The organism is Micromonospora echinofusca, assembly GCF_900091445.1.
In the GTDB taxonomy this organism is placed as follows: domain Bacteria; phylum Actinomycetota; class Actinomycetes; order Mycobacteriales; family Micromonosporaceae; genus Micromonospora; species Micromonospora echinofusca.
The window spans coordinates 2,670,625-2,694,171 of sequence record NZ_LT607733.1; the positions used below are offsets into that span (position 1 = coordinate 2,670,625).

Annotated in this window: 22 protein-coding genes; 10 read left to right on the forward strand and 12 right to left on the reverse strand. The window is 72.2% G+C overall.

Annotation, left to right across the window (positions count from 1 at the left end; translation table 11 throughout):
• Nucleotides 1-20 precede the first annotated feature (20 nt).
• The 3 genes from nikB to GA0070610_RS11835 all read left to right on the forward strand — a co-directional run bounded on the left by nikB (nucleotide 21) and on the right by GA0070610_RS11835 (nucleotide 4,094).
• The gene (gene nikB / locus GA0070610_RS11825) at nucleotides 21-968 is read left to right on the forward strand and encodes a nickel ABC transporter permease (protein WP_172896517.1); all 948 of its coding nucleotides are present in this window, start codon (nucleotides 21-23) and stop codon (nucleotides 966-968) included.
• Nucleotides 958-1,878, forward strand: a complete 921-nt coding sequence (locus GA0070610_RS11830; RefSeq protein ID WP_231926080.1) for an ABC transporter permease — start codon at nucleotides 958-960, stop codon at nucleotides 1,876-1,878. The genes nikB and GA0070610_RS11830 overlap by 11 nt, the downstream gene beginning before the upstream one ends.
• An 80-nt stretch (nucleotides 1,879-1,958) precedes the next feature.
• Nucleotides 1,959-4,094 carry a thiamine pyrophosphate-dependent enzyme gene (locus GA0070610_RS11835; RefSeq protein ID WP_231926184.1) on the forward strand — a complete coding sequence of 712 codons (2,136 nt, stop codon included), beginning with the start codon at nucleotides 1,959-1,961 and terminating at the stop codon, nucleotides 4,092-4,094.
• A gap of 218 nt (nucleotides 4,095-4,312) precedes the next feature.
• Here GA0070610_RS11835 and GA0070610_RS11840 read toward each other — a convergent pair whose 3' ends face one another.
• From GA0070610_RS11840 to GA0070610_RS11860, 5 genes are all read right to left on the reverse strand, one after another.
• Nucleotides 4,313-5,293: a D-2-hydroxyacid dehydrogenase gene (locus tag GA0070610_RS11840; RefSeq protein WP_089000077.1), complete on the reverse strand. Its 981-nt coding sequence runs from the start codon at nucleotides 5,291-5,293 to the stop codon at nucleotides 4,313-4,315.
• Complete coding sequence (locus tag GA0070610_RS11845; RefSeq protein WP_089000078.1) at nucleotides 5,290-5,493, reverse strand: tautomerase family protein; 204 nt, start codon at nucleotides 5,491-5,493, stop codon at nucleotides 5,290-5,292. Before GA0070610_RS11845 ends, GA0070610_RS11840 begins: the two co-directional genes overlap by 4 nt.
• 5 nt (nucleotides 5,494-5,498) lie before the next feature.
• Nucleotides 5,499-6,368 carry a tetratricopeptide repeat protein gene (locus GA0070610_RS11850; protein WP_089000079.1) on the reverse strand — a complete coding sequence of 290 codons (870 nt, stop codon included), beginning with the start codon at nucleotides 6,366-6,368 and terminating at the stop codon, nucleotides 5,499-5,501.
• 67 nt (nucleotides 6,369-6,435) lie between these two features.
• On the reverse strand, nucleotides 6,436-8,046 hold the full coding sequence (locus tag GA0070610_RS11855; protein ID WP_089000080.1) for an ABC transporter substrate-binding protein: 1,611 nt from the start codon (nucleotides 8,044-8,046) through the stop codon (nucleotides 6,436-6,438).
• Nucleotides 8,047-8,084: 38 nt separating this feature from the next.
• A complete protein-coding gene (locus GA0070610_RS11860) occupies nucleotides 8,085-9,134 on the reverse strand; it encodes a dipeptidase (RefSeq protein WP_089000081.1) in 1,050 nt (349 codons plus the stop codon).
• Nucleotides 9,135-9,494: 360 nt separating this feature from the next.
• On the opposite strand from GA0070610_RS11860, the gene GA0070610_RS11865 reads away from it, so the two are divergent.
• On the forward strand, nucleotides 9,495-10,001 hold the full coding sequence (locus GA0070610_RS11865; RefSeq protein ID WP_089003440.1) for a DinB family protein: 507 nt from the start codon (nucleotides 9,495-9,497) through the stop codon (nucleotides 9,999-10,001).
• A gap of 31 nt (nucleotides 10,002-10,032) precedes the next feature.
• Here GA0070610_RS11865 and GA0070610_RS11870 read toward each other — a convergent pair whose 3' ends face one another.
• From GA0070610_RS11870 to GA0070610_RS11885, 4 genes are read right to left on the reverse strand one after another with little or no spacing between them, the layout of a single operon-like run.
• Nucleotides 10,033-10,818, reverse strand: a complete 786-nt coding sequence (locus GA0070610_RS11870) for an alpha/beta hydrolase (RefSeq protein WP_089000082.1) — start codon at nucleotides 10,816-10,818, stop codon at nucleotides 10,033-10,035.
• A gap of 22 nt (nucleotides 10,819-10,840) precedes the next feature.
• Nucleotides 10,841-12,031, reverse strand: coding sequence for a spore photoproduct lyase family protein (locus tag GA0070610_RS11875; RefSeq protein WP_197697830.1), 1,191 nt, complete (start codon nucleotides 12,029-12,031; stop codon nucleotides 10,841-10,843).
• A 43-nt stretch (nucleotides 12,032-12,074) separates the two neighbouring features.
• Nucleotides 12,075-12,476, reverse strand: coding sequence for a DUF4180 domain-containing protein (locus tag GA0070610_RS11880; RefSeq protein WP_089000083.1), 402 nt, complete (start codon nucleotides 12,474-12,476; stop codon nucleotides 12,075-12,077).
• Nucleotides 12,469-12,915: a helix-turn-helix domain-containing protein gene (locus GA0070610_RS11885; RefSeq protein WP_231926081.1), complete on the reverse strand. Its 447-nt coding sequence runs from the start codon at nucleotides 12,913-12,915 to the stop codon at nucleotides 12,469-12,471. Before GA0070610_RS11885 ends, GA0070610_RS11880 begins: the two co-directional genes overlap by 8 nt.
• 521 nt (nucleotides 12,916-13,436) lie before the next feature.
• On the opposite strand from GA0070610_RS11885, the gene GA0070610_RS11890 reads away from it, so the two are divergent.
• From GA0070610_RS11890 to abc-f, 3 genes are all read left to right on the forward strand, one after another.
• Nucleotides 13,437-14,636 carry an RtcB family protein gene (locus GA0070610_RS11890; protein WP_089000085.1) on the forward strand — a complete coding sequence of 400 codons (1,200 nt, stop codon included), beginning with the start codon at nucleotides 13,437-13,439 and terminating at the stop codon, nucleotides 14,634-14,636.
• A 121-nt stretch (nucleotides 14,637-14,757) separates the two neighbouring features.
• Nucleotides 14,758-15,849 carry an SRPBCC family protein gene (locus GA0070610_RS11895; RefSeq protein ID WP_089000086.1) on the forward strand — a complete coding sequence of 364 codons (1,092 nt, stop codon included), beginning with the start codon at nucleotides 14,758-14,760 and terminating at the stop codon, nucleotides 15,847-15,849.
• A 227-nt stretch (nucleotides 15,850-16,076) separates the two neighbouring features.
• Nucleotides 16,077-17,726, forward strand: coding sequence for a ribosomal protection-like ABC-F family protein (abc-f, locus tag GA0070610_RS11900; protein ID WP_089000087.1), 1,650 nt, complete (start codon nucleotides 16,077-16,079; stop codon nucleotides 17,724-17,726).
• A 9-nt stretch (nucleotides 17,727-17,735) separates the two neighbouring features.
• On the opposite strand, the gene GA0070610_RS11905 is transcribed toward abc-f, so the two are convergent.
• Nucleotides 17,736-18,941, reverse strand: a complete 1,206-nt coding sequence (locus GA0070610_RS11905; RefSeq protein WP_089000088.1) for a chitosanase — start codon at nucleotides 18,939-18,941, stop codon at nucleotides 17,736-17,738.
• Nucleotides 18,942-19,154: 213 nt separating this feature from the next.
• On the opposite strand from GA0070610_RS11905, the gene GA0070610_RS11910 reads away from it, so the two are divergent.
• From GA0070610_RS11910 to GA0070610_RS11920, 3 genes are all read left to right on the forward strand, one after another.
• Complete coding sequence (locus GA0070610_RS11910) at nucleotides 19,155-19,622, forward strand: hypothetical protein (RefSeq protein WP_089000089.1); 468 nt, start codon at nucleotides 19,155-19,157, stop codon at nucleotides 19,620-19,622.
• Between the two features lie 352 nt (nucleotides 19,623-19,974).
• The gene (locus tag GA0070610_RS11915) at nucleotides 19,975-21,099 is read left to right on the forward strand and encodes a snapalysin family zinc-dependent metalloprotease (protein ID WP_392567320.1); all 1,125 of its coding nucleotides are present in this window, start codon (nucleotides 19,975-19,977) and stop codon (nucleotides 21,097-21,099) included.
• A 135-nt stretch (nucleotides 21,100-21,234) separates the two neighbouring features.
• Nucleotides 21,235-22,020, forward strand: coding sequence for a hypothetical protein (locus tag GA0070610_RS11920; RefSeq protein ID WP_089000091.1), 786 nt, complete (start codon nucleotides 21,235-21,237; stop codon nucleotides 22,018-22,020).
• Nucleotides 22,021-22,298: 278 nt separating this feature from the next.
• On the opposite strand, the gene GA0070610_RS11925 is transcribed toward GA0070610_RS11920, so the two are convergent.
• Complete coding sequence (locus tag GA0070610_RS11925; protein WP_231926082.1) at nucleotides 22,299-22,715, reverse strand: hemerythrin domain-containing protein; 417 nt, start codon at nucleotides 22,713-22,715, stop codon at nucleotides 22,299-22,301.
• A gap of 34 nt (nucleotides 22,716-22,749) precedes the next feature.
• Nucleotides 22,750-23,529 carry an alpha/beta hydrolase gene (locus GA0070610_RS11930; RefSeq protein ID WP_231926083.1) on the reverse strand — a complete coding sequence of 260 codons (780 nt, stop codon included), beginning with the start codon at nucleotides 23,527-23,529 and terminating at the stop codon, nucleotides 22,750-22,752.
• Between the last annotated feature and the right edge of the window lie 18 nt (nucleotides 23,530-23,547).

A 23,547-nucleotide genomic window follows, 5' to 3' on the forward strand; every position in this document is an offset into this window, starting at 1 on the left:
CAGACCGAAAGAGGCAAGACATGCTGCGCATCACGCTGATCCGCCTTGTATCGGTTATTCCGGTCCTGTTCGGGATCTCGGTGATCTCGTTCCTGGTGATCCGCATGATCCCCGGCGACGTGATCAGCTCGATCATGGGGCAGGACTTCGGCGACCCCGCGATCGAGGCGGAGATGCGCCGCTACTTCGGGCTGGACATGCCCGTGTACGAACAGTTCGTGCGGTGGTTGGGCGCCCTCCTGCAGGGCGACCTCGGCACCTCGATGCGCACCGGTCAGCCGGTGCTCGAAGAGATCATGCAGCGCTTCCCGTCCACGCTGTTGCTGGCCGTGTCGGCGCTGCTGGTCTCGATCCTCATCTCGATCCCGCTCGGTGTGCTCAGCGCCACCAAGCGCAACGGCCTGCTCGACGCCAGCACCCGGGTCGCGTCGCTCATCGGGCTGTCGTTGCCGAACTTCTGGCTCGGCATCCTGTTGGTGTACGTCTTCTCGGTCTCGCTGGGCTGGCTGCCGTCACAGGGCGCCGGGGAGGGCGAGGGCTTCCTGGGCAGCCTGAAGTACCTCGTCCTCCCCTCGGTCACCCTCGGCGCCAGCCTCGCGGCGATCAGCATGCGGATGACCCGGTCCAGCATGCTGGAGGTGCTCAACCAGGACTACGTCCGCACCGCCCGCGCCAAGGGGCTGGGCGAACGCGGGGTCATGGTCCGGCACGCCCTGCGCAACTCGCTGATCCCGGTGGTGACCGTGCTGGGCATCCAGGCCGGGGCGTTGCTGGGCGGCACGGTCATCGTGGAACAGGTCTTCGCCTGGCCGGGGCTCGGCACGATGGTCATCCGCGGGATCAGCCAGCGTGACTACCCCGTCGTCCAGGGGACCCTGCTCTTCCTGGCCTTCTTCTACGTCGTGGTCAACCTCCTCGTCGACCTGCTCTACACCTACCTGGATCCGAGGTTGCGCAGTGGTCACTGAAGTCGTTCCCGGCCGCCGCCAACGTCGCGGCGGGCAGCAGGGCGCCTCCCCGAAGTCTGTCGGGCGCCGCAGCGGGCACCTGCTGAGGTTGCTGGCGCGTGACAAGGTCGGCCTGGTCGGGCTGGTCATCGTGGTGCTGATGATCGCAGCCGCCGCGTTGGCCCCGCTGATCTCCCCGTACGACCCGACCGCGATGTCCGACCAGCGGCTCGCCCCGCCCGGCGGCGACTTCCCGCTCGGCGCCGACGAGGCCGGGCGCGACCTGCTCAGCCGGGCGCTCTACGGCGCGCGCACCTCGCTGACGGTGAGCCTGATCGTGGTGACCTGCGCCGGGGCCATCGGCGTCCTGCTGGGGCTGCTCGCCGGCTTCTACCGGGGCGTACTCGACGCGATCATCACCCCGGCGACCGACATCATGTTCTCCTTCCCCACCCTGCTGCTGGCCCTCGCGGTCGTGGCCGCCCGCGGGCCGGGCACGGAGAACCTCGTCCTGGCCCTGGTCATCGTCTTCATCCCCAGCTTCGCCCGGATCGTGCGCGGCACCGCGATGTCGGTGCGCCGGGAGCCGTACGTGGAGTCGGGCCAGGCGGTCGGGCTGAGCAACACCCGGCTCATCCTCAAGTACATCCTGCCCAACTCGGTCGCCCCGATCGCGGTGCAGTTCACCACGAGCATCGCCTACGCGATCCTGATCGAGGCGTCCCTGGGCTACCTCGGGCTCGGTGTCCAGCCGCCCCAACCGTCCTGGGGCTCGATGCTCTCCAACGGCAAGTCCTTCATGGAGATGTCGGTCTGGCCGTCGGTCGTACCCGGGGTCTGCATCATGATCGCCGTTCTCGGTTTCAACCTCCTGGGCGACACCCTTCGCGACGTTCTGGACCCGCGGTTGCGGGGCCGCTCCAGTCGCTGACCCGCAAGGAGCACAACCGCGTGGAATCCATCGACGAGCACCTGGTCCGCCGCCTCACCGAGTGGTCCGCGGGTCAGCCACTGCCCGAGCAGACCTCCCCGGCCGTCGACGTGGACCCCGGCCTGGCGCTGGACTACCTCGACGCCCAGATCCAGAGCCGGCACCTCGACCTCGCGCTGCGCTGGTTGCAGGCCCGGCAGGAAGGGTTCTACACGATCGGCTCCAGCGGGCACGAGAGCAACGCCGCCGTCGCGCTGGCGCTGCGCCCGACCGATCCCGCCCTGCTGCACTACCGTTCCGGCGGCTTCTACGCCGCGCGGGCCGGTCAGGTCGCCGGCTCCACGCCGATCGCGGACGTGCTGCACTCGGCGGCGGCGTCCCGGCAGGACCCGATCTCCGGTGGTCGGCACAAGGTCTTCGGCCACCGGGACCTGAGAATCATCCCGCAGACGTCGACGATCGCCTCCCATTTGCCGCGGGCCATGGGCCTGGCGTTCGCACTCGACCGGGGCGTCACCGACACCGGATACCCGGCCGACGCCGTGGTGGTGTGCAGCTTCGGCGACGCCTCGGCCAACCACTCCACGGCGGCCGGCGCCCTCAACGCCGTGGGCTACAGCGCCCACCAGGGCATCCCGGTGCCGCTGCTGTTCGTCTGCGAGGACAACGGCATCGGCATCAGCACCCGTTCCCCCCGGGGCTGGGTGCGCCGGATGCTGTCGGCCCTGCCCGGCATCGACTACGCGTACGCCGACGGCACCGACCCCGCCGGCCTGCTGGCCACCGCGGCCGACGTGGCGCACCAGGTGCGTACCCAGCGCCGGCCCGCCGTGCTGCACCTGAGCACCGTACGGTTCATGGGCCACGCCGGTTCCGACGCCGAACTGGCCTACCGCACCCGCGCGGAGATCCTCGCCGACCACGCCCGCGATCCGATCCTGGCGACAGCGGCCCTGCTCGCGCGGCGCGGGATGCTCAGCCCGGCCGAGACCCTCGACCGCTACGAGCATTGCCGCAAGCGGGTGATGGAGCAGGCCGAGCTGATGCTGGGCCGGGTCGGGCGACTGGACGACCCGGCGGCGGTGACCGCACCGTTGACCGCCCGGCGGGTGAACCGGGTCGGCGCTGCCGCGCGCCGCGCCGCTGCCGGGCGGGAGAGGGCGTTCGGCGGCAGGCCCCCCGAGTCTCGCGGCCCGCTCACCCTGGCCCAGTCGATCAACGCCGCCCTGCACGACGCGCTGCTGACCTGGCCGCAGGCTCAGGTCTTCGGCGAGGACGTGGCGCGCAAGGGCGGTGTCTACGGCGTCACCCGGGGGCTGCGGAAGGTCTTCGGGGCCAGCCGGGTCTTCGACACCCTCCTCGACGAACAGACCATCCTCGGGGTGGCGCTCGGCGGGGCCCTGGCCGGCACGCTGCCGATCCCGGAGATCCAGTACCTGGCCTACCTGCACAACGCGGAGGACCAGCTGCGCGGTGAGGCCGCGTCGCTGCGTTTCTTCTCCGACGGGCAGTACTCCAACGGCATGGTGGTGCGGATCGCCGGCCTGGCCTACCAGAAGGGGTTCGGCGGGCACTTCCACAACGACAACTCGGTGGCGGTGCTGCGGGACATCCCCGGGCTGGCCTTCGCGGTCGCCGCACACCCGGCCACCGCCCCCGCCCTGCTGCGCCAGTGTCTCGCCCTGGCCGAGCAGGAGGGGCGGGTGTGTGTCTTCCTGGAGCCGATCGCGCTCTACCACCGCCGTGACCTGCACACCGACGGCGACGGCGGCTGGCTCGCCGACTATCCGGAGCCGGCCGACTGGGCGGCGACGGAGAACCCGCTCGGCCAGGTGCGGACGGTGTGCGAGGGCACGGACCTGGCGATGGTCACCTTCGGCAACGGCGTTCCGATGAGCCTGCGGGTGGCCGCGACGCTGGCCCGGGAACGACAGGTCAGCACCCGGGTCATCGACCTGCAGTGGTTGTCGCCGCTGCCGGCCGTGAGCCTGCGCGCCGCGCTCGCCGGGATCTCGCGGGTGCTCGTCGTCGACGAGAGCCGCACCAGTGGTGGCGTCTCCGAGGCGGTGGTGGCCGCGCTGGTCGACTGCGGCTTCACCGGCCGGATCTCGCGCGTCAACAGCGTCGACAGCTACGTCCCCCTGGGCCCGGCCGCCGACCAGGTGCTGTTGGGCGAGGACGACGTGCTGGCGGCGGCCCGCTCGTTGCTCGGGTGATCCCGGCAGGACCGCAGGACGCCGGCGGCCCACCCGATCGACCGGGTGGGCCGCCGGCGCGTCTGCGGGACGCGTACGGCGTGTCCGCCCTGTCGAGCTGAGTCGTTGACGACACCAGGCGCCGCGTCCGCGCGGGCGGCAGCGGCCGGGCACGACGTGAGGGCGGCGGAGCACCCGTATCCAGGTGCTCCGCCGCCCTCACGACGCGGGCGGGTCGGTCAGTACCCCAGCTCGGGCTGACGCTTCGTGCCGGTCAACGGCTCACCGGCCAGGTACAGGTCGAAGTTGGCGCAGAAGTCCGCGTAGAGCCGTTGCAGGTTGCCCGAACCCCGGAACGACGTGTGCGGGGTGACCGTCGTGCGGGGCAGCCCCCACAACCGGTGCTCCGGGGGCAGCGGCTCCTCCTCGAACACGTCGAGCACGGCACCGGCGATGCTGCCCTTCCGCATGGCGTCGACGAGGGCGTCCTCGACGACCAGCGCACCCCGCCCGACGTTGACCAGGATGCCGGTCTCCTTCATCGCCGCGAAGCGCTCGGCGTCGAAGAAGTACCGGTTCTCCCTGGTCAGTGGCATGGCCAGCACCACGGAGTCGGCCTCGGGCAGCAGCGCGAGGTGGTCGGCGAACGAGACCACCCGGTCAAAGCCCTCGGCGGGCGTACCCGCCCGGTTGACCCCGATCACGGTGACGCCCAGGGCCCGGGCGCGCCAGGCCACCTCGCGCCCGATCCCGCCGGTGCCGAAGACCAGCATGGTGCTGCCGATGAGGTCCCGGCCGACGATGCGCACCCACTCCCGGCGCTCCTGGGCCTCGCGCAGGTCGGGAAACGCCCGCTGGTGCAGCAGCACCGCACCGATGACGTACTCGGCGATCGGCACGTTGTAGGAGTTCCCGGAGCGGGTGTAGACCAGCCCCTCGTCGAGGCGGCGGCGCATGATGTCGCCGCCCACCCAGTCGAACCCGGCGGCGGTGATCTGGACCCAGCGCAGGCCGTCGCACTTGCTGAGCAGTTCGTCGAAGGTGTCCTCGTTCATCGCGCTGCGCAGGATCACCTCGGCGTCGAGGTACTCCGCACGTACCGGCTCGTCCTCCGGCACCGACGTGAACCGGCACTGTGGATAACGCTCGCGCAGCTGTGGCAGCAGTTCGGCCAGGTTCGGCGTGATCAGGACGTGGGGTCCCCCGGTGGCCACGGTCATGACGACTCCTGCGCCTGCTTCTTCCGCTCGTTGTAGGTCAGGCCGCCCTTGGCCCAGTTGTCGTACGAGACCTCGTACAGCAGGACGTGGGTGTTCTCCCGCGGGGAGCCGTACTTGACCAGCACGTCGGTCAGTTCGGCGATGATCGCGTTCTTGGTCTCCTGGTCACGCTTGCCGATCTCGGCACGGATGATGGCCATCGTCCTCAGCTCTCCTTTGTCGTCGCCGCGGCGAAGTCGGGATTGTTGGCGTACTCGGCCTTGACCGCGAGGTAGGCGAAGGCGTGCGTGACACCGGTCCGCAGCACCCCGTCGAAGACCTCGCGGGCCTTCTCGATGTCGCCCTGGTGGTAGTGCCAGTTGCCCAGACCGTAGCCCTGCGTGACGGTCTTCAGGTCGTTGCCGTCACACATGGCCCACAGCTGCTCCGGGGTGATGTCGCCCGTGTAGAGCTGCATCCGGCCCTCGTAGCCGACCAGGTGGTCCTCCTGGACCAGGGCGATCGTGCGGAACCGGTCGAGCACCTCCTCGGCCTCGGCCGGCCGGCCGAGGCGGCGCAGCGCCATGTACTGCCAGTCCTGCGACGCCACGGTGCCCTCCTGGTGCCGCGAGGACTCCTCGGCCGCGCGGAAGCTGGGCAGGCAGCCCTCGAAGTCGCCGCTCAGGTACTGGGCGACCCCGAGGTGGTACCAGATGCCGGCGTGCAGCGTCGCGTTGTACCGGCCGAGGGCCTGCGGGTCCTGGGCGGCCATGGTGTCGGTGAGGTGCTGCGGGCGTACCTGCTCGGGCCGGCCGAGGATCAGGCTGACGACGTCCTTCTCCACCTCGGGCTGGTACATCTCGTACTCGTCCTCGACGCCGGGCAGCTGGTCGGCCGCGGCGCGCAGGTCGGCGATGGCGCCGGCGTAGTCGCCGATCGAGATGCGCCGGTGCCCACGGAAGCGCAGCAGGCGTGCGCTGCCCGGCTCCAGTTCGAGCGCCTCGGTCAGCAGCGCCACCGACTCGCCGTGCTTGTTGAGATAGCCCTTGAGTCGGGCGGCGATGACGTAGCGGTCGGTCAGCGGTACAACCGTCATGGGCCTGCCTTTCGTCGTCCTGCGGGGGTGGCGGGGGCGCCGGGAGGCCGGCGTCCCCGCCACGGCGTCAGCGGTCGAGCCAGATGTGCCGGTAGAAGCGGTACGTCGGTGTCGGGTCGCCCTGGTATCCCATGACGTCCTTCTGCACCACGTCGAAGTCCGCGTTCAGGAAGGTCATGGCCACCGGCCCGCGTTCGGCCAGGATCTTCTCGGCCTGCTGGTAGAGCGCGGCGCGCTTGTCCTTGTCCATCTCCGAGCGGGCCTGCACGACGAGGTTCTCGTACTCCTGGTCGGTCCAGTTGCCGTAGTTCAGGCCGCCGCCGGAGAGGAAGCTGGCGGTGAACCGCTCGTCCGGGTCGTAGGTCAGACCGAAGCCGGACTGGTACATGTCGAAGTCGGCGGACTTCGTCTTCGTGTCGGCGATGGTCGACTCGACCGACTCGATGGTCACCTTGATGCCGATCTTGGCGAGCTGCTGCTGCTCCACCTCGGCCGAGCGCACCTGGAACGCCGACGTGGCGATGACCATGAGCTTGGCCTCGAAGCCGTTCGGATACCCGGCCTCGGCCAGCAGCGCCTTGGCCTTCTCGATGTCGGCCTTGCCGTAGATCGGCTCCTGCACCGCGCCGAACCGGTCCGGCGGCAGGTATCCGGCGTTGAGCGCGGTCCCGAAGCCGGAGTTGGCCACATTGAGGATCTCCTGGCGGTCGAGCGCGAGGAAGATGGCCTGCCGGACCTTCACGTTGTCGTACGGGGCCTTGGAGGTGTTGAGCCGCAGGTGCAGCGAGAGCGACCCGGAGCCGCCGTACCACTTGAGCTTCTCGTCGCGCTTGAGCGCGTCGATGAACTCGGGCGCGGGACGCCAGAGGAAGTCGACGGTGCCGCTGCGTACCGCCGCGGCGCGGGCGTTGTCGTCCGGGTTGAACGTGAAGTCCATCCCGTCCAGGTAGGGGACGCCCGGCTCCCAGTACTGGGCGTGCTTGTCGAGCTTGATGGCCTGGCCGGTGACCCGCGAGGCGATCTTGAACGGGCCGCTGCCGCCGTCGACGCTGCCGTTGAGGCCGCCCGCCTCGGCCACCGAGCGGTCCACGATCGACGAGGCGGCGGTGGAGAGCAGGGTCAGGATGGCGGCGTTCGGCTTGGCCAGCTTCATCTCGACGGTACGTTCGTCGACCGCCGTGACCGAGGTGATGCCCTCGTAGCTACGGGCCCGTGGCGCCCGGGTCGCCGGGTCCTTGATCCGTTCGATCGAGTACTTCACGTCCGCCGCGGTCACCTTGCGCCCGCTGTGGAAGACGGCGTTGTCGCGCAGCTTGAACGTCACCGACAGGCCGTCGGTGCTCTGCGTCCACGACTCCGCGATGGCCGGCTTGATCTCGCCCCGGTACGACTGCACCAGCGACTCGTAGATCTGCTCGTTGATGACGAAGGCCGAGGTCTCCGACATGCGGTGCGGGTCGAGTTCGTTCGCGTCCAGCCGGATCATGACCCGGAGCCGACCGCCGGACTTCGGGGTGCCTGCCGGCTGCGACTCGTCCTGAAGGCGGACGTTGCCGCTCAGGCCGTCGTTGGAGCTGCTGCCGCTGTTCTTGGACGGAGGCTCACCGCCTCCGCAGCCGGCGGCGAGCGCCGAGATGACGCCCACTGCCAGCACCTTGGTCAAAACACGAGTTCGCATGGGTCTCCTTGGCTGGTATCACGATCAGCACTTACAGGTCAGGCCGGTTTCCACGTCTGTCCGTAGACCCGGAGCCAGTTGCCGCCGAGGATCTTGGTCACGTCCGCCGGCGAGAAGCCGCCGTTCAACAGCGCCTCGGTGAAGTTGGGGAAGTCCGCGGCGTCGTCCATCCCGATCGCCCGACGCTCGGTCCAGCCGAAGTCACCGAGGAGGTTCTGGTGCTCCTTGGACTTCGACTGGGCGATGGACTTCAACTGCGCGATCCGCATCGGCTCGGTCCACGTCTCGTCGTAGTCGGTGGCGATCGCGACGTGGTCGATGCCGGCCACCTCCACCACGCGGCTGACGTGCTCGACGAAGCGGGCGAGATCCGGACGCCGGGACGGCTCCTCCGGGTAGTACAGGAAACCTGACAAGGTGGTGATGCCTATGACGCCACCCTGCTCGGCGAGGCTGCGCAGGTATCCGTCGGACTTGGCCCGGATGTGCGGCGACATCGCGTCGCAGAAGGAATGGGTGACGACGACCGGCTTGGCAGACGCCTCCATGGCGTCCAGGCCGGTGCGCTCGCCACAGTGCGAGACGTCGACCAGGATGCCCAGCTCGTCCATCGCCTGGACGAAGCGGCGACCCCGGTGCGTCAGACCCGAGTCGGTCTCCTCGCCGCAGCCGGCGCCGAGCAGGTTCTGCCGCTGGTAGGTCAGTTGCAGGATGCGGACGCCGAGATCGTAGAAGGTGCCGAGCAGGTCGAGATCGACGCCGATCATCTCGGTGTCCTGCGGGCCGAAGATGACGGCTTCCTTGCCCTCGGCCTTGGCCCGCTCGATGTCGGCGACGGTCAGCGCGAGCAGCACGTCGTCGGAGTGTTCGTCGATCCACCTGCGGCACCGGTTCACCTCCCGCAGGGCGGTGACCGTGTCCGCGTACGGCCTGGTGACGGTGTGGTTGACAGCGGTGACGCCGCCTCGCCGGATCCGGTCGAGGTGGGCGTCGCTGAGCTCGATGACCGTGCTCCCGTCCACCACGGTGGCGGCGGCGTGGAGGTCGGTCGCCAAGTTGGCGGGAATTTCCGTGGTGGCAGTGTTCACGTCATCTCCAGGATCATCGGAAGATGGTGAGACCCTACGAGTGTCGGCGGTTCATGTCCATAGATCCTGGCTAACTCGTCAAATAATTGCCTCTGGACGACGAATTTCGTCGTTTTGACGGGTCGTTAGTCGTCCTAGGGGAGCGCTAATGGACAAACAGGACGACCTTCTGCTCCTGGCCTGATCACGGGGTCGTGGTGCGTCCGGACGGGACCCTCGGGGTCCCGCGGGTCGGCGGGCGGCGGGGCCGCGTACCGCGTCCTACCGACGTCCGGCATGATCACCCTGCGGCGGGGTTCCGCCGCGGAGCCGGGCGACCGTCGGACGGCGGGTGCGCCGTCACGCGAGGGGGAGTGGGCCGTGGCCACCGAACGGATCGGGCCGCCCGTCACCGGGGACGAGCGCGAGATGCTGCGCGCCTTCCTCGACTACCACCGGGCGACCCTCGCGATGAAGTGCGACGGCCTGTCCGACGAGGACCTGCGCCGGCGGTCGATGCCCCCGTCCACCCTGTCGCTGCTCGGCCTGGTCCGGCACATGGCGGAGGTGGAGCGGGCCTGGTTCCGCCGCACCATCGACGGCGAGGACGTGCCGCTGGTCTGGTCGGACGCCGGCGACTTCCAGGTGGCGTACGACGCGAGCGGCGCCACCCGCGCCGACGCCTTCGACGCCTGGCAGCGGGAGGTGGCGCACTCCCGCCGCATCGAGCGCGCCGCCGAGTCGCTCGACGTGACCGGCCGCCACGCCAGGTCCGGCGAGGACGTGTCCCTGCGGCTGGTGATGCTGCACCTGATCCACGAGTACGCCCGCCACAACGGTCACGCGGACCTGCTGCGCGAGGGCATCGACGGCACCGTCGGCGCCTGAGCCGGCCGGCGGCCCCCGCGCCCCCGTGCGCTCAGCCGCCGGCGCGCAGCGGCAACCAGGCCAGCACGTCCTGGATCTTCGCGTCCCAGTACGCCCAGTCGTGCGCGCCGGGGGAGAAGTCCACGGTGAGCGGCACGCCCCGCTCGTGGGCCGCCGCCACGAAGGTCAGGTTGTCCTCGTACAGGAAGTCCTCGGTGCCGCAGGCGACGCGCAGCGCGGGCAGATCGTCGTCGCCCGTGGCCCTGCCAAGCAGGGCGAGGAGGTCGTCGTCGCTGCCCGCGACGGGGCGCTCGCCGAAGGCGGTGTGCCAGACGGCGGGGTCGAGGGGCGCGGTCGTGGCGTGGCGGCGGGCGGCCACGTCGAGCGCGCCGGAGAGGCTCGCCGCCGCCGCGAAGCGGCCCGGCTCGCGCAGCGCCCACTTCAGCGCGCCGTAGCCGCCCATCGAGAGTCCGGCGACGAAGGTGTCCTCCCGGCGCGCGGAGAGCCGGAAGAACCCGTGGCACAGCCGGGGCAGCTCCTCGGTGAGGAAGGTCCAGTACCGGTTGCCGTGCTCCTCGTCGGCGTAGAAGCTGCGCCCGACCTGCGGCATCACCACGGCCAGGCCGAGCGGCGCCACGTACCGCTCGATCGAGGTGCGGCGCAGCCAGATCGTGTCGTCGTCGGACAGGCCGTGCAGCAGGTAGAGCACGGGCGGGTCGCCCTGCCCGGCGCTGCCGGACATGCCGATCTGCGTGGTGGTCTGCTGGGGCAGGATCACCGTCATCGAGGTGCTGAGACCGAGCACCTCGGAGTAGAAGTCGACACGCGTCAGGGCCACGGTCGTCGACCGTAGCGGATCGTCAGGTCCAGTACAGGACCCGGCAGGCCGGCAGCCGGGCCGCCAACTCGCGCTCGAACCAGGAGCGCAGCTCCGCCATGGTGTCGCGCGGGTAGACGTACTTCACCGCGCCGAATCTGCCGTGTTTGCGGCTGCGGGCGGACTCGTCCATCTCCAGCCTCGTACGCGGGTACCAGCCGAGCAGCACCTCCCTGCTGCCCGGGGTGAAGCGGTGGGTGATCAGCTCGGCGGTCAGGTCGAGCCCGGGCACCCCGGCGACGGCGCCGGCCACCGCGTCGAGCAGCTCGCCGTAGTGCTCCCGCCAGCCGGGCAGCGGCATGATGGGCGCGACGGTCAGGCCCACGGGGTAGCCGTCGAGGGCGAGCCGACGCAGTGCTGACAGCCGGTCCGCGACCGTGGCGGTGCCGCCCTCCATCCGTTCGCTGACCGGGCGGCAGTTGACACTGAACCGCACGCGGGTGCGGCCGGCGTGCGGCAGCCCGACGAACGTGTCGACGTCGGCGTACTTGGTGGTCCAGCGCAGCTGCACCGGGGCGTCCCAGCCGGCGAAGTGCTCCACGGCCCGCCGCCAGCTGCCGGTGAGGTGCTCCAGGGCCAGCGGATCGGTGTAGCAGGACGCCTCGAAGGTGGTGCCCTCGCCGGCCCGCGCGGTGCTGCGGCTGGTCACCGTGCCCCGCCCGGCGTAGGCGGCCAGGCCGGCGAGGATGTCGTCCAGGTCGGCGTAGACCCGCGTCACCGGCGGTCCCGACAGCGAGCCGGCCAGGTAGCAGTACTGGCAGTGGGCGGGGCAGCCCTCCGCCAGGTCGAAGCGCCAGTCGGCGCTGGGCGCGATGGGTTGCAGCCTGTGGCGCGACGGCGGGCTGACCACGATCGCCATGGTCGCCTTCGCCCGCGCGTACGTCTGCCGTTCCGTGTCGCCCCGGACGCCGGTGAGCCGGTTGCCGCGCAGCCGCTCGACCTCGATGCCCAGGGCCTCGACCCGCTCGGCGATCCGCCGGCCGTGCGGATGGTCGAGTGCGGCCGGCGTGGCGACCACCCGGCGCGGCGTCCACCGCCGCGCCGGGCGCGCCGCCGGCGCCAGCCCGGCCAGGTCGCGGGTCGGCACGCGTTCGCCGCTGGCGTCGTGCGGCGCGGGCGGTACGTCGACGGCCAGCGGCTCGTCGACGTCCACGGGCTCCGCCCCGGGCCTCATCCGCGCCGGTTACCCGCCCCGCCGGCCGGCAATCCCGGGGCGGTCAGCCGCGCGTCGGTGCCCCGTCCGGCCCGCGCCCCGCCGCCGGCGCCAGCCGGGCGTCGAGGGCGTCGAGGTCGGGGACGAACCACACGTGCCCGGACCGGTTCGACTCGTGGACGAGGGCGCGCAGGGCCGAGCTGGCCGCGAGGTGCGCGGCGATGTCGCCGACGACGACCAGGCGGATTCGGTAGTTGACGAACTTCTGCATGATCTCGCCGGCGAAGCGGGTGCCGAGGGCGAAGAAGGAGGGGTCGAGCCGGCTCGCCGGCACGGCCACCAGTTGGGCGCCGAGGAAGGCAGCGCCGATCAGGTCCAGCGCGTCCTGCTCGGTGGTCACGGGGGGACCGTCCGGGTCGCACACCAGCACCGGCACCCCGGCCCGCTCCTGGATGACGTCAGGCACCGCCGGCCTCCCCGGTGAGCAGGCCGTTGTCGCCGTCGAGCACGGCGTCGACGAGACGCAGCACGTCGGCGGTGGCCGAGGCACCGCCCAGTATCACGATCTTCATGCGGTTTCGCTCCTCGTCGTGGACGGTCTGGATGCGCAGCGGGTGCGCGGGCTGGTGGTTGGTGTTCGCCGTGGCCAGGACGAGCGTGGCCAGCCGGTCGGCTGCGGCCCGGTCGACGCCGTCGATCTGCAGGATGCTCGACACCTCCACCGCCGCGCCGCCGGCGGGTGCCGGCCGGCCGGTCAGCGAGTCGAGGTCGGCGCGGGCGATCCGGTACTGCTTGCCGATCCGCACCGCCCTGAGCCGACCGGCGCGGATGTAGCCGCGCACGGTGCGTACGTGCAGTCCCAACCGCTCGGCCACCTGCTCGACCGAGAACATTTCCTCACTCATCGGTACCCAACCTAGCCCCAACAGGGAGGGTTAGGGAAGTTCTTATCCTCGCCGCCGGGCGCAGGTGTCCCCGAATACCCATTGCGCCACCCCCGCGGCCCGCCTACCGTCATCGGCGCAAGGTCAACCGAGCCGCCCAGGGGAGTACGCCGTGTCGCAGCGCACCCGCACCGACGCCACGTGGCCGACGCCGCGTGGTGGGGCCGCGCTGTCCACAGGCGGACGGGCCCGCGGGCGGTGCCGCCCCGAACAGGGCCGGCTACAGGGGCGGTGGCGCGGCTAGCGCCGACCCGTACGCGCAGCCGCCCACCCCACCGGGGACCGGGCGGCTCTTTCGTCCACCCGGTGCGAACCAGGTCGACCGCCGCACCCGTTGGGCCCCGCCCTTCGGGCCGGCCGCGCGCCGGGCGCGGGGAGAGGCCGAGCGGCCACTCCCACCGGGTTCGACTCCCGGGCGGCCGTCGATCCCTTCCGGTCCCGCCGTTGCGGCGACGACCAGCCGACGACACGAGGAGACGACGATGAGCTACACCCCGCTCGCGGGCACCCGCGCGCCGGTACGGGTCTGGACCGACCCGTACGCCATCGAGCCGCAGGCCGCCCAGCAGCTGCGCAACATCGGCGCGCTGCCCTGGGTGCAGGGCGTCGCGGTCATGCCGGACGTGCACTTCGGCAAGGGCGCCACGGTCGGCTCGGTCATCGCGATGCGGCAGGCCGTCTCGCCGGCCGCCGTCGGCGTCGACATCGGTTGCGGCATGTCGGCGGTGCGCACCACGCTGACCGCCGCCGACCTCCCCGACGACCTGGCCGGGCTGCGCTCGGCGATCGAGGCCACCATCCCGGTCGGGTTCAACCAGCGGGAGAAGCCGGTCGACCCGCGCCGGATCCGTGGGCTGGAGCAGGCCGGCTGGGACGACTTCTGGCGCCGGTTCGCCGACCTCGACCGGCGGGTGGCGCAGCTGGAGACGCGGGCCCAGCGGCAGCTGGGCACGCTCGGCGGCGGCAACCACTTCATCGAGGTCTGCCTGGAGCAGGGCGGCGCCGACGACGGACGGGTGTGGCTGATGCTGCACTCCGGCTCCCGCAACATCGGCAAGGAGCTGGCGGAGCGGCACATCGCCGTCGCCCGGCGGCTGCCGCACAACGCCGACCTGCCCGACCGGGACCTCGCGGTGTTCCTCGCCGGCACGCCGGAGATGGACGCCTACCGCCGGGACCTGTGGTGGGCGCAGGAGTACGCGCGGCGCAACCGGGCGGTCATGCTCGCCCTGCTCTGCGGTGTGGTGCGGGAGCAGTTCCCGCAGGTCGGCTACGACGAGCCGATCAGCTGCCACCACAACTACGTGGCGGAGGAGAGCTACGACGGCGTCGACGTGCTGGTCACCCGCAAGGGGGCGATCCGGGCCGGCCGGGGAGACCTGGGCGTCATCCCGGGCTCGATGGGCACCGGCTCGTACGTCGTGCGGGGCAAGGGCAACCCGGACGCGTACTGCTCGGCGTCGCACGGGGCGGGGCGGCGCATGTCGCGGGCGCAGGCGAAGCGCACGTACAGCACCGCCGACCTGGCCGCGCAGACGGCCGGCGTGGAGTGCCGCAAGGACGCCGGAGTGGTCGACGAGATTCCCGGCGCGTACAAGGACATCACCCAGGTGATGGCGCAGCAGGAGGATCTGGTCGAGGTGGTCGCGCACCTCAAGCAGGTGGTCTGCGTGAAGGGCTGAGCGTCGACCGGCGCCCGGTGGGGGGCGGGCGCCGGTCGTACGGCCCGGGCGGCGCGGCCGGCGTCCGGTGGGGATCCCCCCGTCCGGGCCGGCCCCCGATCGATACCCGTAGAGTCTCGCCGTGACCGAGATCGACGTACAGGTCGACCTGTTCCACCCGGCGGACCGGGTGTGGCACGCATTGACGGATCGCGCCCTGCTCGCCCGGTGGTTCACCGAGGTCGAGCCGATGGCCGGAGGGCGCGACCGGCTGCTGCTGTTCACGGCAGGCCTGCCCGGGTTCGACGCCGCCGTCGACGCGGAGGCGACCGACCGGCGGGAGCCGGAGCTGATCGCGTTGCGGTGCCTCGAGGGCGGCCGACGCAGCCGGCTGACCTGCGCCGTCGCCCCCACCGCCGAAGGCTGCCGGCTGTCGGTGCGCGAGGTGCTGGAGCACGGCGGTTGGGCCGAGGAACAGCGCGAGGGCCGCGAGGAGTCCTACCGGCAGGCGCTGACGGGGCGGCTGCCGGCGATCCTCGACTGGCTGGCCTTCCGGCAGGTCGACCTGCGTCGGGGCGAGGCGGGGATGACCGCCGAGATGCCCGTGACCGAGGGCGTCGACGACGAGCCGGCCCCGGCCCGCCGCCGCTGGCCGCTGTTGGTCGGCGGGCTGACCGGCGTCGTGCTGGTCGCCGGGGCGGCGGTGTGGGCCGTGCTGCCCGCCGACCCGGAGCCGGTCGCCGGCCCGGCTCCGGCACCGTCGCCGACCGCCACGGCCACCCCGAGCCGTACGCCGCAGCCGACGCCCTCCGTCCGCCCCACGCGCAGCGCCTCACCGAGCCCGTCCCGCCCGAGCCGCACGCCGTCGGCGACCCCCTCGGCCACGCCTTCGCGTACGCCCAGCTCGGGCGCGCCGTCGGCGCCCGCCCTGACCGCCCGCTACGAGACCGTGTCGACGCGGCTGCTCGGCTACACGGGCGAGGTGGTCGTCGACAATCCCGGGGGCGCGGCGGTGAACGGCTGGAAGGTGGTCGTCACGCTGGCCGAGGGCGGCTCGCTCACCGACGTCAGCGGGGCCGAGTGGCGGCAGGAGGGGCAGGTCGTCACCTTCACCGGGCCGTCCGTGCCGGCCGGTCGCTCCCGCACGTTCACGTTCGCGGTCCGTGACGTCGACCCGCTCACCAGGGCGCCCGAGGACTGCGCGCTGGGCGACGCGCCCTGCGCGGGTCTCTGACGCCGTCGCGCGTACCCGTCGCGTCGGGCACGCGCTGTTAGGATGGGCGGCAGTGATCGGGACAGGGAGACCAGACATGGCGGGTGACGACGACAGCTCCGGGTGACACCGGATGGTGCCCGGCCACCGGCAGGCGTTCGACCGCCGCCGAGCGCCCAGGGCGTCGTTGCCGCATCCCGTCTCTCCCGGGCGCCGGGCGCGCCCACGTCACCGCAAGGGGTCTCCCCATGTCGCAACCCTCCATCGTCTGCTCGCGCCTCTCCTTCTCCTGGCCGGACGACACCCCGGTCTTCGAGGGGCTGTCGTTCACCGTGGGCGCCGGCCGCACCGGCCTCGTCGCGCCCAACGGCGCCGGCAAGACCACGCTGCTCCGGCTGATCGCCGGCGAGTGCCGGCCCACGGGTGGCTCCGTGACCGTCGATGGCGTGCTCGGCTACCTGCCGCAGAGCCTTCCGCTGACCGGTGACCTGACGGTTGCCGAGGTCATGGGTGTCGCGCCGGTCCTCGCCGCGCTGCGCGCCATCGAGTCCGGGGACGCCGACGAGGAGCACTTCACCACCATCGGCACCGACTGGGACGTCGAGGAGCGCACCCGCGCCCAGCTGGACCGCCTCGGCCTCGACGACGTGTCCCTCGACCGCCGGCTGCACACCCTCAGCGGCGGGCAGGTGGTCTCCCTCGGCCTGGCGGCGCAACTGCTGCGGCGCCCCGACGTCCTGCTCCTCGACGAGCCCACCAACAACCTGGACCTCGACGCCCGCCGCACGTTGCACGCCGTGCTGGCGGACTGGACCGGTTGCCTGCTGCTGGTCAGCCACGACCGGGCGTTGCTGGACGGGATGGACCGCATCCTCGAACTCGACCGCGCCGAGATCCGCTCCTACGGCGGGAACTACACCGCGTACGAGGAGGCGGTGCGCGTTGAGCGGGAGGTCGCGGAGAAGAACGTCCGCCACGCCGAGCAGGAGGTCAAGCGGGAGAAGCGGGAGATGCAGCAGGCCCGCGAGCGGGCCGATCGTCGGGCCGGCAACGCCGCCCGCAACCTCAAGAGCGCCGGCCTGCCGAGGATCGTCGCCGGTGGGATGAAGCGGAGCGCGCAGGAGTCGGCGGGCCGCGCGAACGAGACGCACGCCGCGCGGGTCGGCGACGCCAAGGCCCGGCTCGACGAGGCGGGTCGGGCCCTGCGCGAGGAGCAGCGGATCACGCTGGAGCTGCCCGGCACGAACGTTCCGGCCGGGCGTACGGTCTTCGACGGCGAGGGGATGCAGGTGCGCCACGGCGGGCGTGCCCTCTTCGCCGGCGACGGGCTGGAGCTGACGATCCGGGGACCCGAGCGGATCGCGCTCACCGGCCCGAACGGCGCCGGCAAGTCCACCCTGCTGCGCCTGCTCACCGGCGACGTGCAGCCGGAAGGGGGCCGGACCAGGCGGGCCGACGGCCGCATCGCGTACCTGTCGCAGCGGCTGGACCTGCTCGATCCCCAGCGCACGGTGGCGGAGAGCCTGGCCGCGTACGCCCCGACGACGCCGGAGGCGCAGCGGATGACCCTGCTCGCCCGCTTCCTGTTCCGGGGCCCCCGTGCCCACCTTCCGGTCGGGGCGCTCTCCGGTGGTGAGCGCCTACGCGCCACCCTGGCCTGCGTGCTGTTCGCCGAACCGGCACCGCAGTTGCTCCTGCTGGACGAGCCGACCAACAACCTGGACCTGGTCAGCGTCGCGCAGTTGGAGAGCGCGCTCGACGCGTACGAGGGCGCGTTCGTGGTGGTCAGCCACGACGCGCGGTTCCTCGCGTCGATCGGCGTGGACCGCTGGCTGCGGCTCGCCGACGGCCGGCTGCGGGAGACCACCGCCCCCGCCGGCGTGGCAGCGCAGTCGTGACCGGGGACGTCAGCCGATGCGGTACTGGTCGCCGTAGACGGCGAACACCAGCGGCGTGTTCAGGTTGAAGTTGCCGTTGTTGAGGAAGACCCGCTGCGCGGTGTCCACGCGGGAGGTGTCCGAATGGGCGGGTTCCTTCCTCATCTCGGCGACCCGCTCGTCGAGGAAGGCGTGCAGCCAGGTCCGCTCGTCGCCGCCCTGGGCCGGGGGCTTCGCCCGGGCCAGGGCGCGGCTGCGGATCGCGCGCATGCCCTCGTAGCCGTGCATCACCGCCGCGTCGTAGTAGGCGAACTGCCCGAGCGCCCGCACCCCGTCGGCCTTGCCGTCGCGGACGGACGGGTTGAAGTAGACGCGGTCCCGTTCGGCCTCCTGCGCGGCCCGGAACACAGGGTCGGCGGCGGCGGTGCGCCAGTCGCGGGGGAAGTACGGGTCGAGGCCGGCGTGCGAGTCGCTGCCGTTGACGGCGCGCAGCGCCGGCAGGTAGCCGGCCAGCACGTTGCCGGGCTTGGTCCGCGCGTACGCCTCCACCAGTTCGAGCATGTCGCCGGTGCCGGAGCAGAAGCCGATGATGCCGGCGGTGTAGCCCCGCCCGTCGCCGATGTCCTCGATGTAGGAGAACTGCGCGCGCCAGTCGAGCGAGGAGTTCTCCGCCGCCGACACGAGCTGCATGGCGACGTCCTTCTTGGCCGGGTCGTCGAGGGGAGCGCCGGCCGGGGCGGACGGGGTGGGTGTGGCGCCGCCGCCGGGCAGGGTCCACCGCTGGTTGGCGGTGCCGGCGCAGCTCCAGATCTGCAACCGGGTGCCGTTGGCCGTGCTCCAGTCCGTGACGTCGAGGCACTTGCCCGAGCCGGTGTTGACCAGAGCGCCGTTGCTGGCGGTCCACTTCTGTGCGCCGGTGCCGTTGCAGTCGTACAGCTGCACCTTGGCGCCGTCGGCGGTCGACGCGGCGGTGACGTCCAGGCACTTGCCGAGCGCGCGGACCGATCCGTCGGCGTTGCCGACCGTCCAGACCTGGGCTGCGGTGCCGTTGCAGTCCCAGAGCTGGATCGGCGTGCCGTTGGCGGGGTTGGCCCCGGCGACGTCGACGCACTTGCCGCCGAGGCCGGTGACCGGCCCGGCCGCCGCGGCGCTGGCCGAGGGCAGGCCGTAGCCGATCGCGGCGACGGTGACGGCGAGGGCTCCCGAGAGCTGGGCGACTGTCCGCTTGCGAGGCATGGCGCTCCTCGATTGGGATGGCGGTGCGCCGCCTCCGGTCGGTGGGCCCCGCGGCCCCGTGGGACGGCCGGACGGCCACCAGGAGCTTCAGGAAACTGTACTAACAAATAGCAGTGCGTCGATTGACTGTCAAACGTCGAGGCCGGCTGCCCCTGGGTGGGGTGGCGCGCGACGTGGCACGATGCGGGGTGGACCCGAGCAGGGGAGGCCGCAGTGTCGACATCCGTCACCGAGTTGAGTGAGCTGCGGCGTCGCCTGACGCGGGTGATCCTCGTCCATGTCGCGCTCTCGGTCGGGTTCGCGCTGCTCGCGGCGGGCGGCGTGTCGTCGTCCGCCGGGCGGGCGGGGGCGTTCGCCGTGCCGTGGCTGGTGATCGGGGTCGCCGGTGCGCTCGGTGCGTTGCTCATCGCCGCTGCCGCCTGGCAACTGCGCGCGGGCCGGTCGTCGGGGAGTCGGTGGGCCGTGCGGTGGGAGGCGTCGGCCCGCCTGGGCATGGCGCTCGCGGCGGCGGTGGCGCTTGCCGTCGGTGTCGCCGTGGCGCCGGCCGGGTCGGAGCGGGGATTCGTGATCGGGGTGGACGCGGCCCTCGCCGGCGCACTCGCGCTGTTCGCGCTGGCGGCCGGCGACGTCCGCCGGGCCGTCCGTTCGTCGGAGCGGACCGCCGCGTCGTCGGCCGGATGAGCGCCGGCGCCGGGGGCGATCCGCTCGCGGCGCCGAGGGGGCGGAGGGCGTACTCCCGCCCGGCCGGAGCAGGCTCCGGCCGGGCCGGCGGCGGTCGAGGCCGAGCCGCGTGGCCGGACCCGGCGCGGCCCGCCGCGACTGGGCGCCGATCCGGTCCGTGCGCCGCGCGGCGGTGCGGCCGGTATGACGGTTCCGTTATGCCGCATATCGACGGCCCTCGCTCTAGCATTCACGTACATCGATGACCGGTGGTGGCACGCCGCCGGCCAACTCAGGGAGTGCGTGTATGTTCCGACGACAACTGCTGCGCGCGGCGACCGCCGCGCTGGCGGCGGTGCTGGCCGCAACCGGAATGCAGGTCGCCACCGACACGAGCGCGTCCGCCGCCGCTCGCACCGTCTACTACGACGCGAGCCGCGCCGGCGAGTTCCGCACCAACTTCGACCAGGCCGCGACCATCTGGAACAGCCAGGTCAGCAACGTCCGGCTGGTTCCCCGCACGCCGGGCAACGTCACCATCTACGTCGACAGTGGCTGGCCGCGCGCCCAGGTCAGCGGGCTCGGCTCCGGCCGCGTCTGGATGGGCTGGACCGCCGTCAACCAGGGGTACGACCGCACCCGCATCGCCACCCACGAGATCGGCCACATCCTCGGCCTGCCCGATCGGCGTACCGGGCTCTGCTCCGACCTGATGTCGGGCAGCAGCGCGCCGGTCTCCTGCCGCAACGCGTACCCGAGCGCCGCCGAGGCGTCGCGGGTGAACCAGCTCTTCGCCGGCGGTCTCGCCGCGGCGGAGGCGCCGACCGGCACGTTCGTGTGGAACGACACCGACGACATCTCGCCGCTGGTGGTCAACGGCCGGCCGGCCACCGAGAACTACCCGTGGATGGTGTACGTCTCCGGCTGCACCGGCACGCTGATCAAGGCGAACTGGGCGGTCACCGCCAAGCACTGCGGGACCCCCTCCTCGGTGCGGGTCGGCAGCATCTACCGCAACAGCGGTGGCACCGTCGTCTCGGTGATCCGGGCGGTGAACCACCCGAGCGTCGACGTCAAGCTGCTCCGGCTGTCCAGCTCGGTCAGCTACGCCCCGGCGCCGATCCCGAGCACCTCCGGCGCGGTCGGCACCGCCACCCGGATCATCGGCTGGGGCCAGACCTGCGCCCCCCGGGGTTGCGGTAGCGCCCCGACCGTCGCGCACGAACTGGACACCTCGATCGTCGCGGACAGCCGCTGCCTCGGCATCAACGGCCCGTACGAGATCTGCACCAACAACACCAACGGCAACGCGGGCGCCTGCTACGGCGACTCGGGCGGCCCGCAGGTGCGCCGGATCAACGGGGCGTGGGCCCTGATCGGCGCCACCAGCCGGGCCGGCAACAACAACTCCACCTGCGCCACCGGCCCGTCCATCTACGTGGACCTGCCGTCCATCCGCACCTGGATCAACACCCAGGTCGGTGGCCTGCCGGTCTGACCCACCCGGTACGGGGGACGCCGCTGACGGCGTCCCCCGTACGTCTGTCTTCGGGCCGCGTCGTCGGGGCGTCACGCGGCGACCACCCGGAGTGCGGTACGGTGCCTGGCACATCGACCCCTTCCGAGGTGAACCATGCGTGTCGTGGCCGCGCTCGCCCTGACCCTGGCGTTGGCTCCCGCGCCGACGCCCTCCGGCGGACCGGTGGGCGACCTGCTCGACGGCGTCGGTCGGGTCGTCGGCGACCTGCTCGACGGTGGTGGGAAGGCCACCCCGGGCACCTCCCCGACGCCCGTCCCGTCCCACTCGACGGCGCCCACCCCGGGCCCGGTCGGCCCCTCCGTCGCCCCGGTGGCGCCCGGGCGGTCCGCGCCCGCCAGCGCCGGCGTCGCCGGACCCGCACCCGTGAGCGCCCGCGACGGGACGGCCGGACGCCCGGCGGCACGGGAGGGTGAGCCGCCCGCGAACGGGCCGGGCGCCACCTCCGACGCTCCCTCGACGGTCGCGGCCCCGCCCCGCGAGGACGACGGGGGAGTGGACCGGTGGCTGGTCTACTGCCTGGCGCTGGGCGTCCTGGTGCTGTCCGTGCTGCTCGTCCTGACCCGGCGTCGTCAGCCTGCCGTCGTTGCGACCGGTACGGCTGGCCCGGCGACCGACGCGGGTGCCGCGGGGAGCGGCGCGGCCGTTGCGGCTGGTCCGGCGGCCGGCGGGGATGTCGCGGCGGCGGTTGGGGCGGGGAGTGGCGCGCCCGGGTCGGCGAGTGGCGCGGTTGGCGCGGCCAGCCCGGCGGCCCTCACCCCGGACCCGTACGAGGAGCCCGTGGCCGACAACGTGACCCACCTGCCGACGGAACTCAACGCGATCTACGAGTTGGGTCGGCTCGACGAGCGGCTCGTCCAGGAGCGCAACCGCCGGTCCTGAGCCGGACGAGCAGCGACCGGGCGAACCCGGGGCGCGACTGCGCAGGCAGGTCACCGGCGACGGTGTCGTGCGACGGCTGCCAGAAGCCACGAACCACATCGCGCCCTTCGGCTCGTGTAGTTAGGGCCGGTCGCGGTTCGTGACACGGGTCCGTCTCACCGCTTCAGCGAAACCTCGGCGGTCGCGGTTCAGGACCCGGGCGAGGCGGTGACGGTTCCGCTCGAACCCAGGTGGTTTCCCGTTCGCGCCGTCGGCGGACGGCGCGAACGGGACGCGGCTCAGCTAATCGGGCCGAAGATCCCGGTACGGTCGAAGTCGGCATCCATGCTGTCCAGCACCGCTCCCAGTTGCTTCTCCTCGTACTTGAAGTGCGTCTCCATGACCGCCTCGATCCCGTCCAGGTGACGGTGTGCCACCTCCGGGTCGGTCGAGTCGGCCACCGCCTTCTGTAATCCACCGATGAGGTGCTCAATCATGTTGTGGTCCTGAGTCAGCTTCGCGACCACCGGCGCCAGGTCGGGTCGCGCCCGTAGCAGTTCCGGGAACAGCGAACCGTCCTCGGCGCGATGATGGCCGGACAGGGCAGCGCAGAACCCGTGGCAGAACAACAGCAGGTCGGTGGCGGCGTCGGCGGGGTCGCCGCCGTCCAGTCGCGCCCGCGCCAGCGCCAACGCATTGCGCAGCTTGCCGTGCACCCGCTGTAGTTCTCCGCCCCAGGCGGTGACGCGGTCAGTCGGCAAGAACGCCCTCCCGCCGCAGCCAGGCAGCGCACGCGGTCGTCCAGGACGCGGTGTGCGGCTCGCGTGCAATGAACTTATGCGGCTGACCGCCGTATTCCACGCCGTCGGCCAAGCCGATGCCGTGGCTGCCGCCCGGGTAGACGTGCAACTCCACCGGTACCGCGGCGGCCGCCAGCGCCCGGGTCCACTCCAGGGCGTTGGGCAGGCCCGGCGGGTCCTGAGCGGTGGCCCATACGAAGGTCGGGCACACCGAAGCGTCCACATGCTTGGCAGGGGATAGCTCGTCCTTGATGGGCAGCAGGTCGCCGAGCAGGTTCTCGACCACCGGCGGCGGCAGCAGGTCGAGGTCGGCCAGCGCGTAGGCCAGGATCGCGAAGTCCGGTCGGGGCGGGTCGGCGACGCCCTCCTCGATGGACAGGACCCGGCCGGTCATGAGCAGGCCGGCGAGTTGGCCGCCCGCGCTTGATCCGATGACGCCGACCCGGCCGACGTCGAGGCCGTGGTCGCCGTTGCGGATGTGGTCCAACCCGGCCCGGGCGTCTTCGAGCGGGGCCGGGAACCGGTCCGGCAGCAGCCGGTAGGACAGGACGAAGGCGTGGATGCCGAGGCCGGACAGCCAGCGCGCGTAGCCTTCGCCCTCGTGCGGTGGAAGTTCCCGGAAGCCGCCGCCGGGCAGGACGAGGACGGCGGGTCGGGGGCCGAAGAACCGGTCCTCGGCGGGGTAAAGCGTGATCTTCTGTGAAATTGGGGTGGGAATGGCCGTAGCCACCTTTCGATACGACGCCTC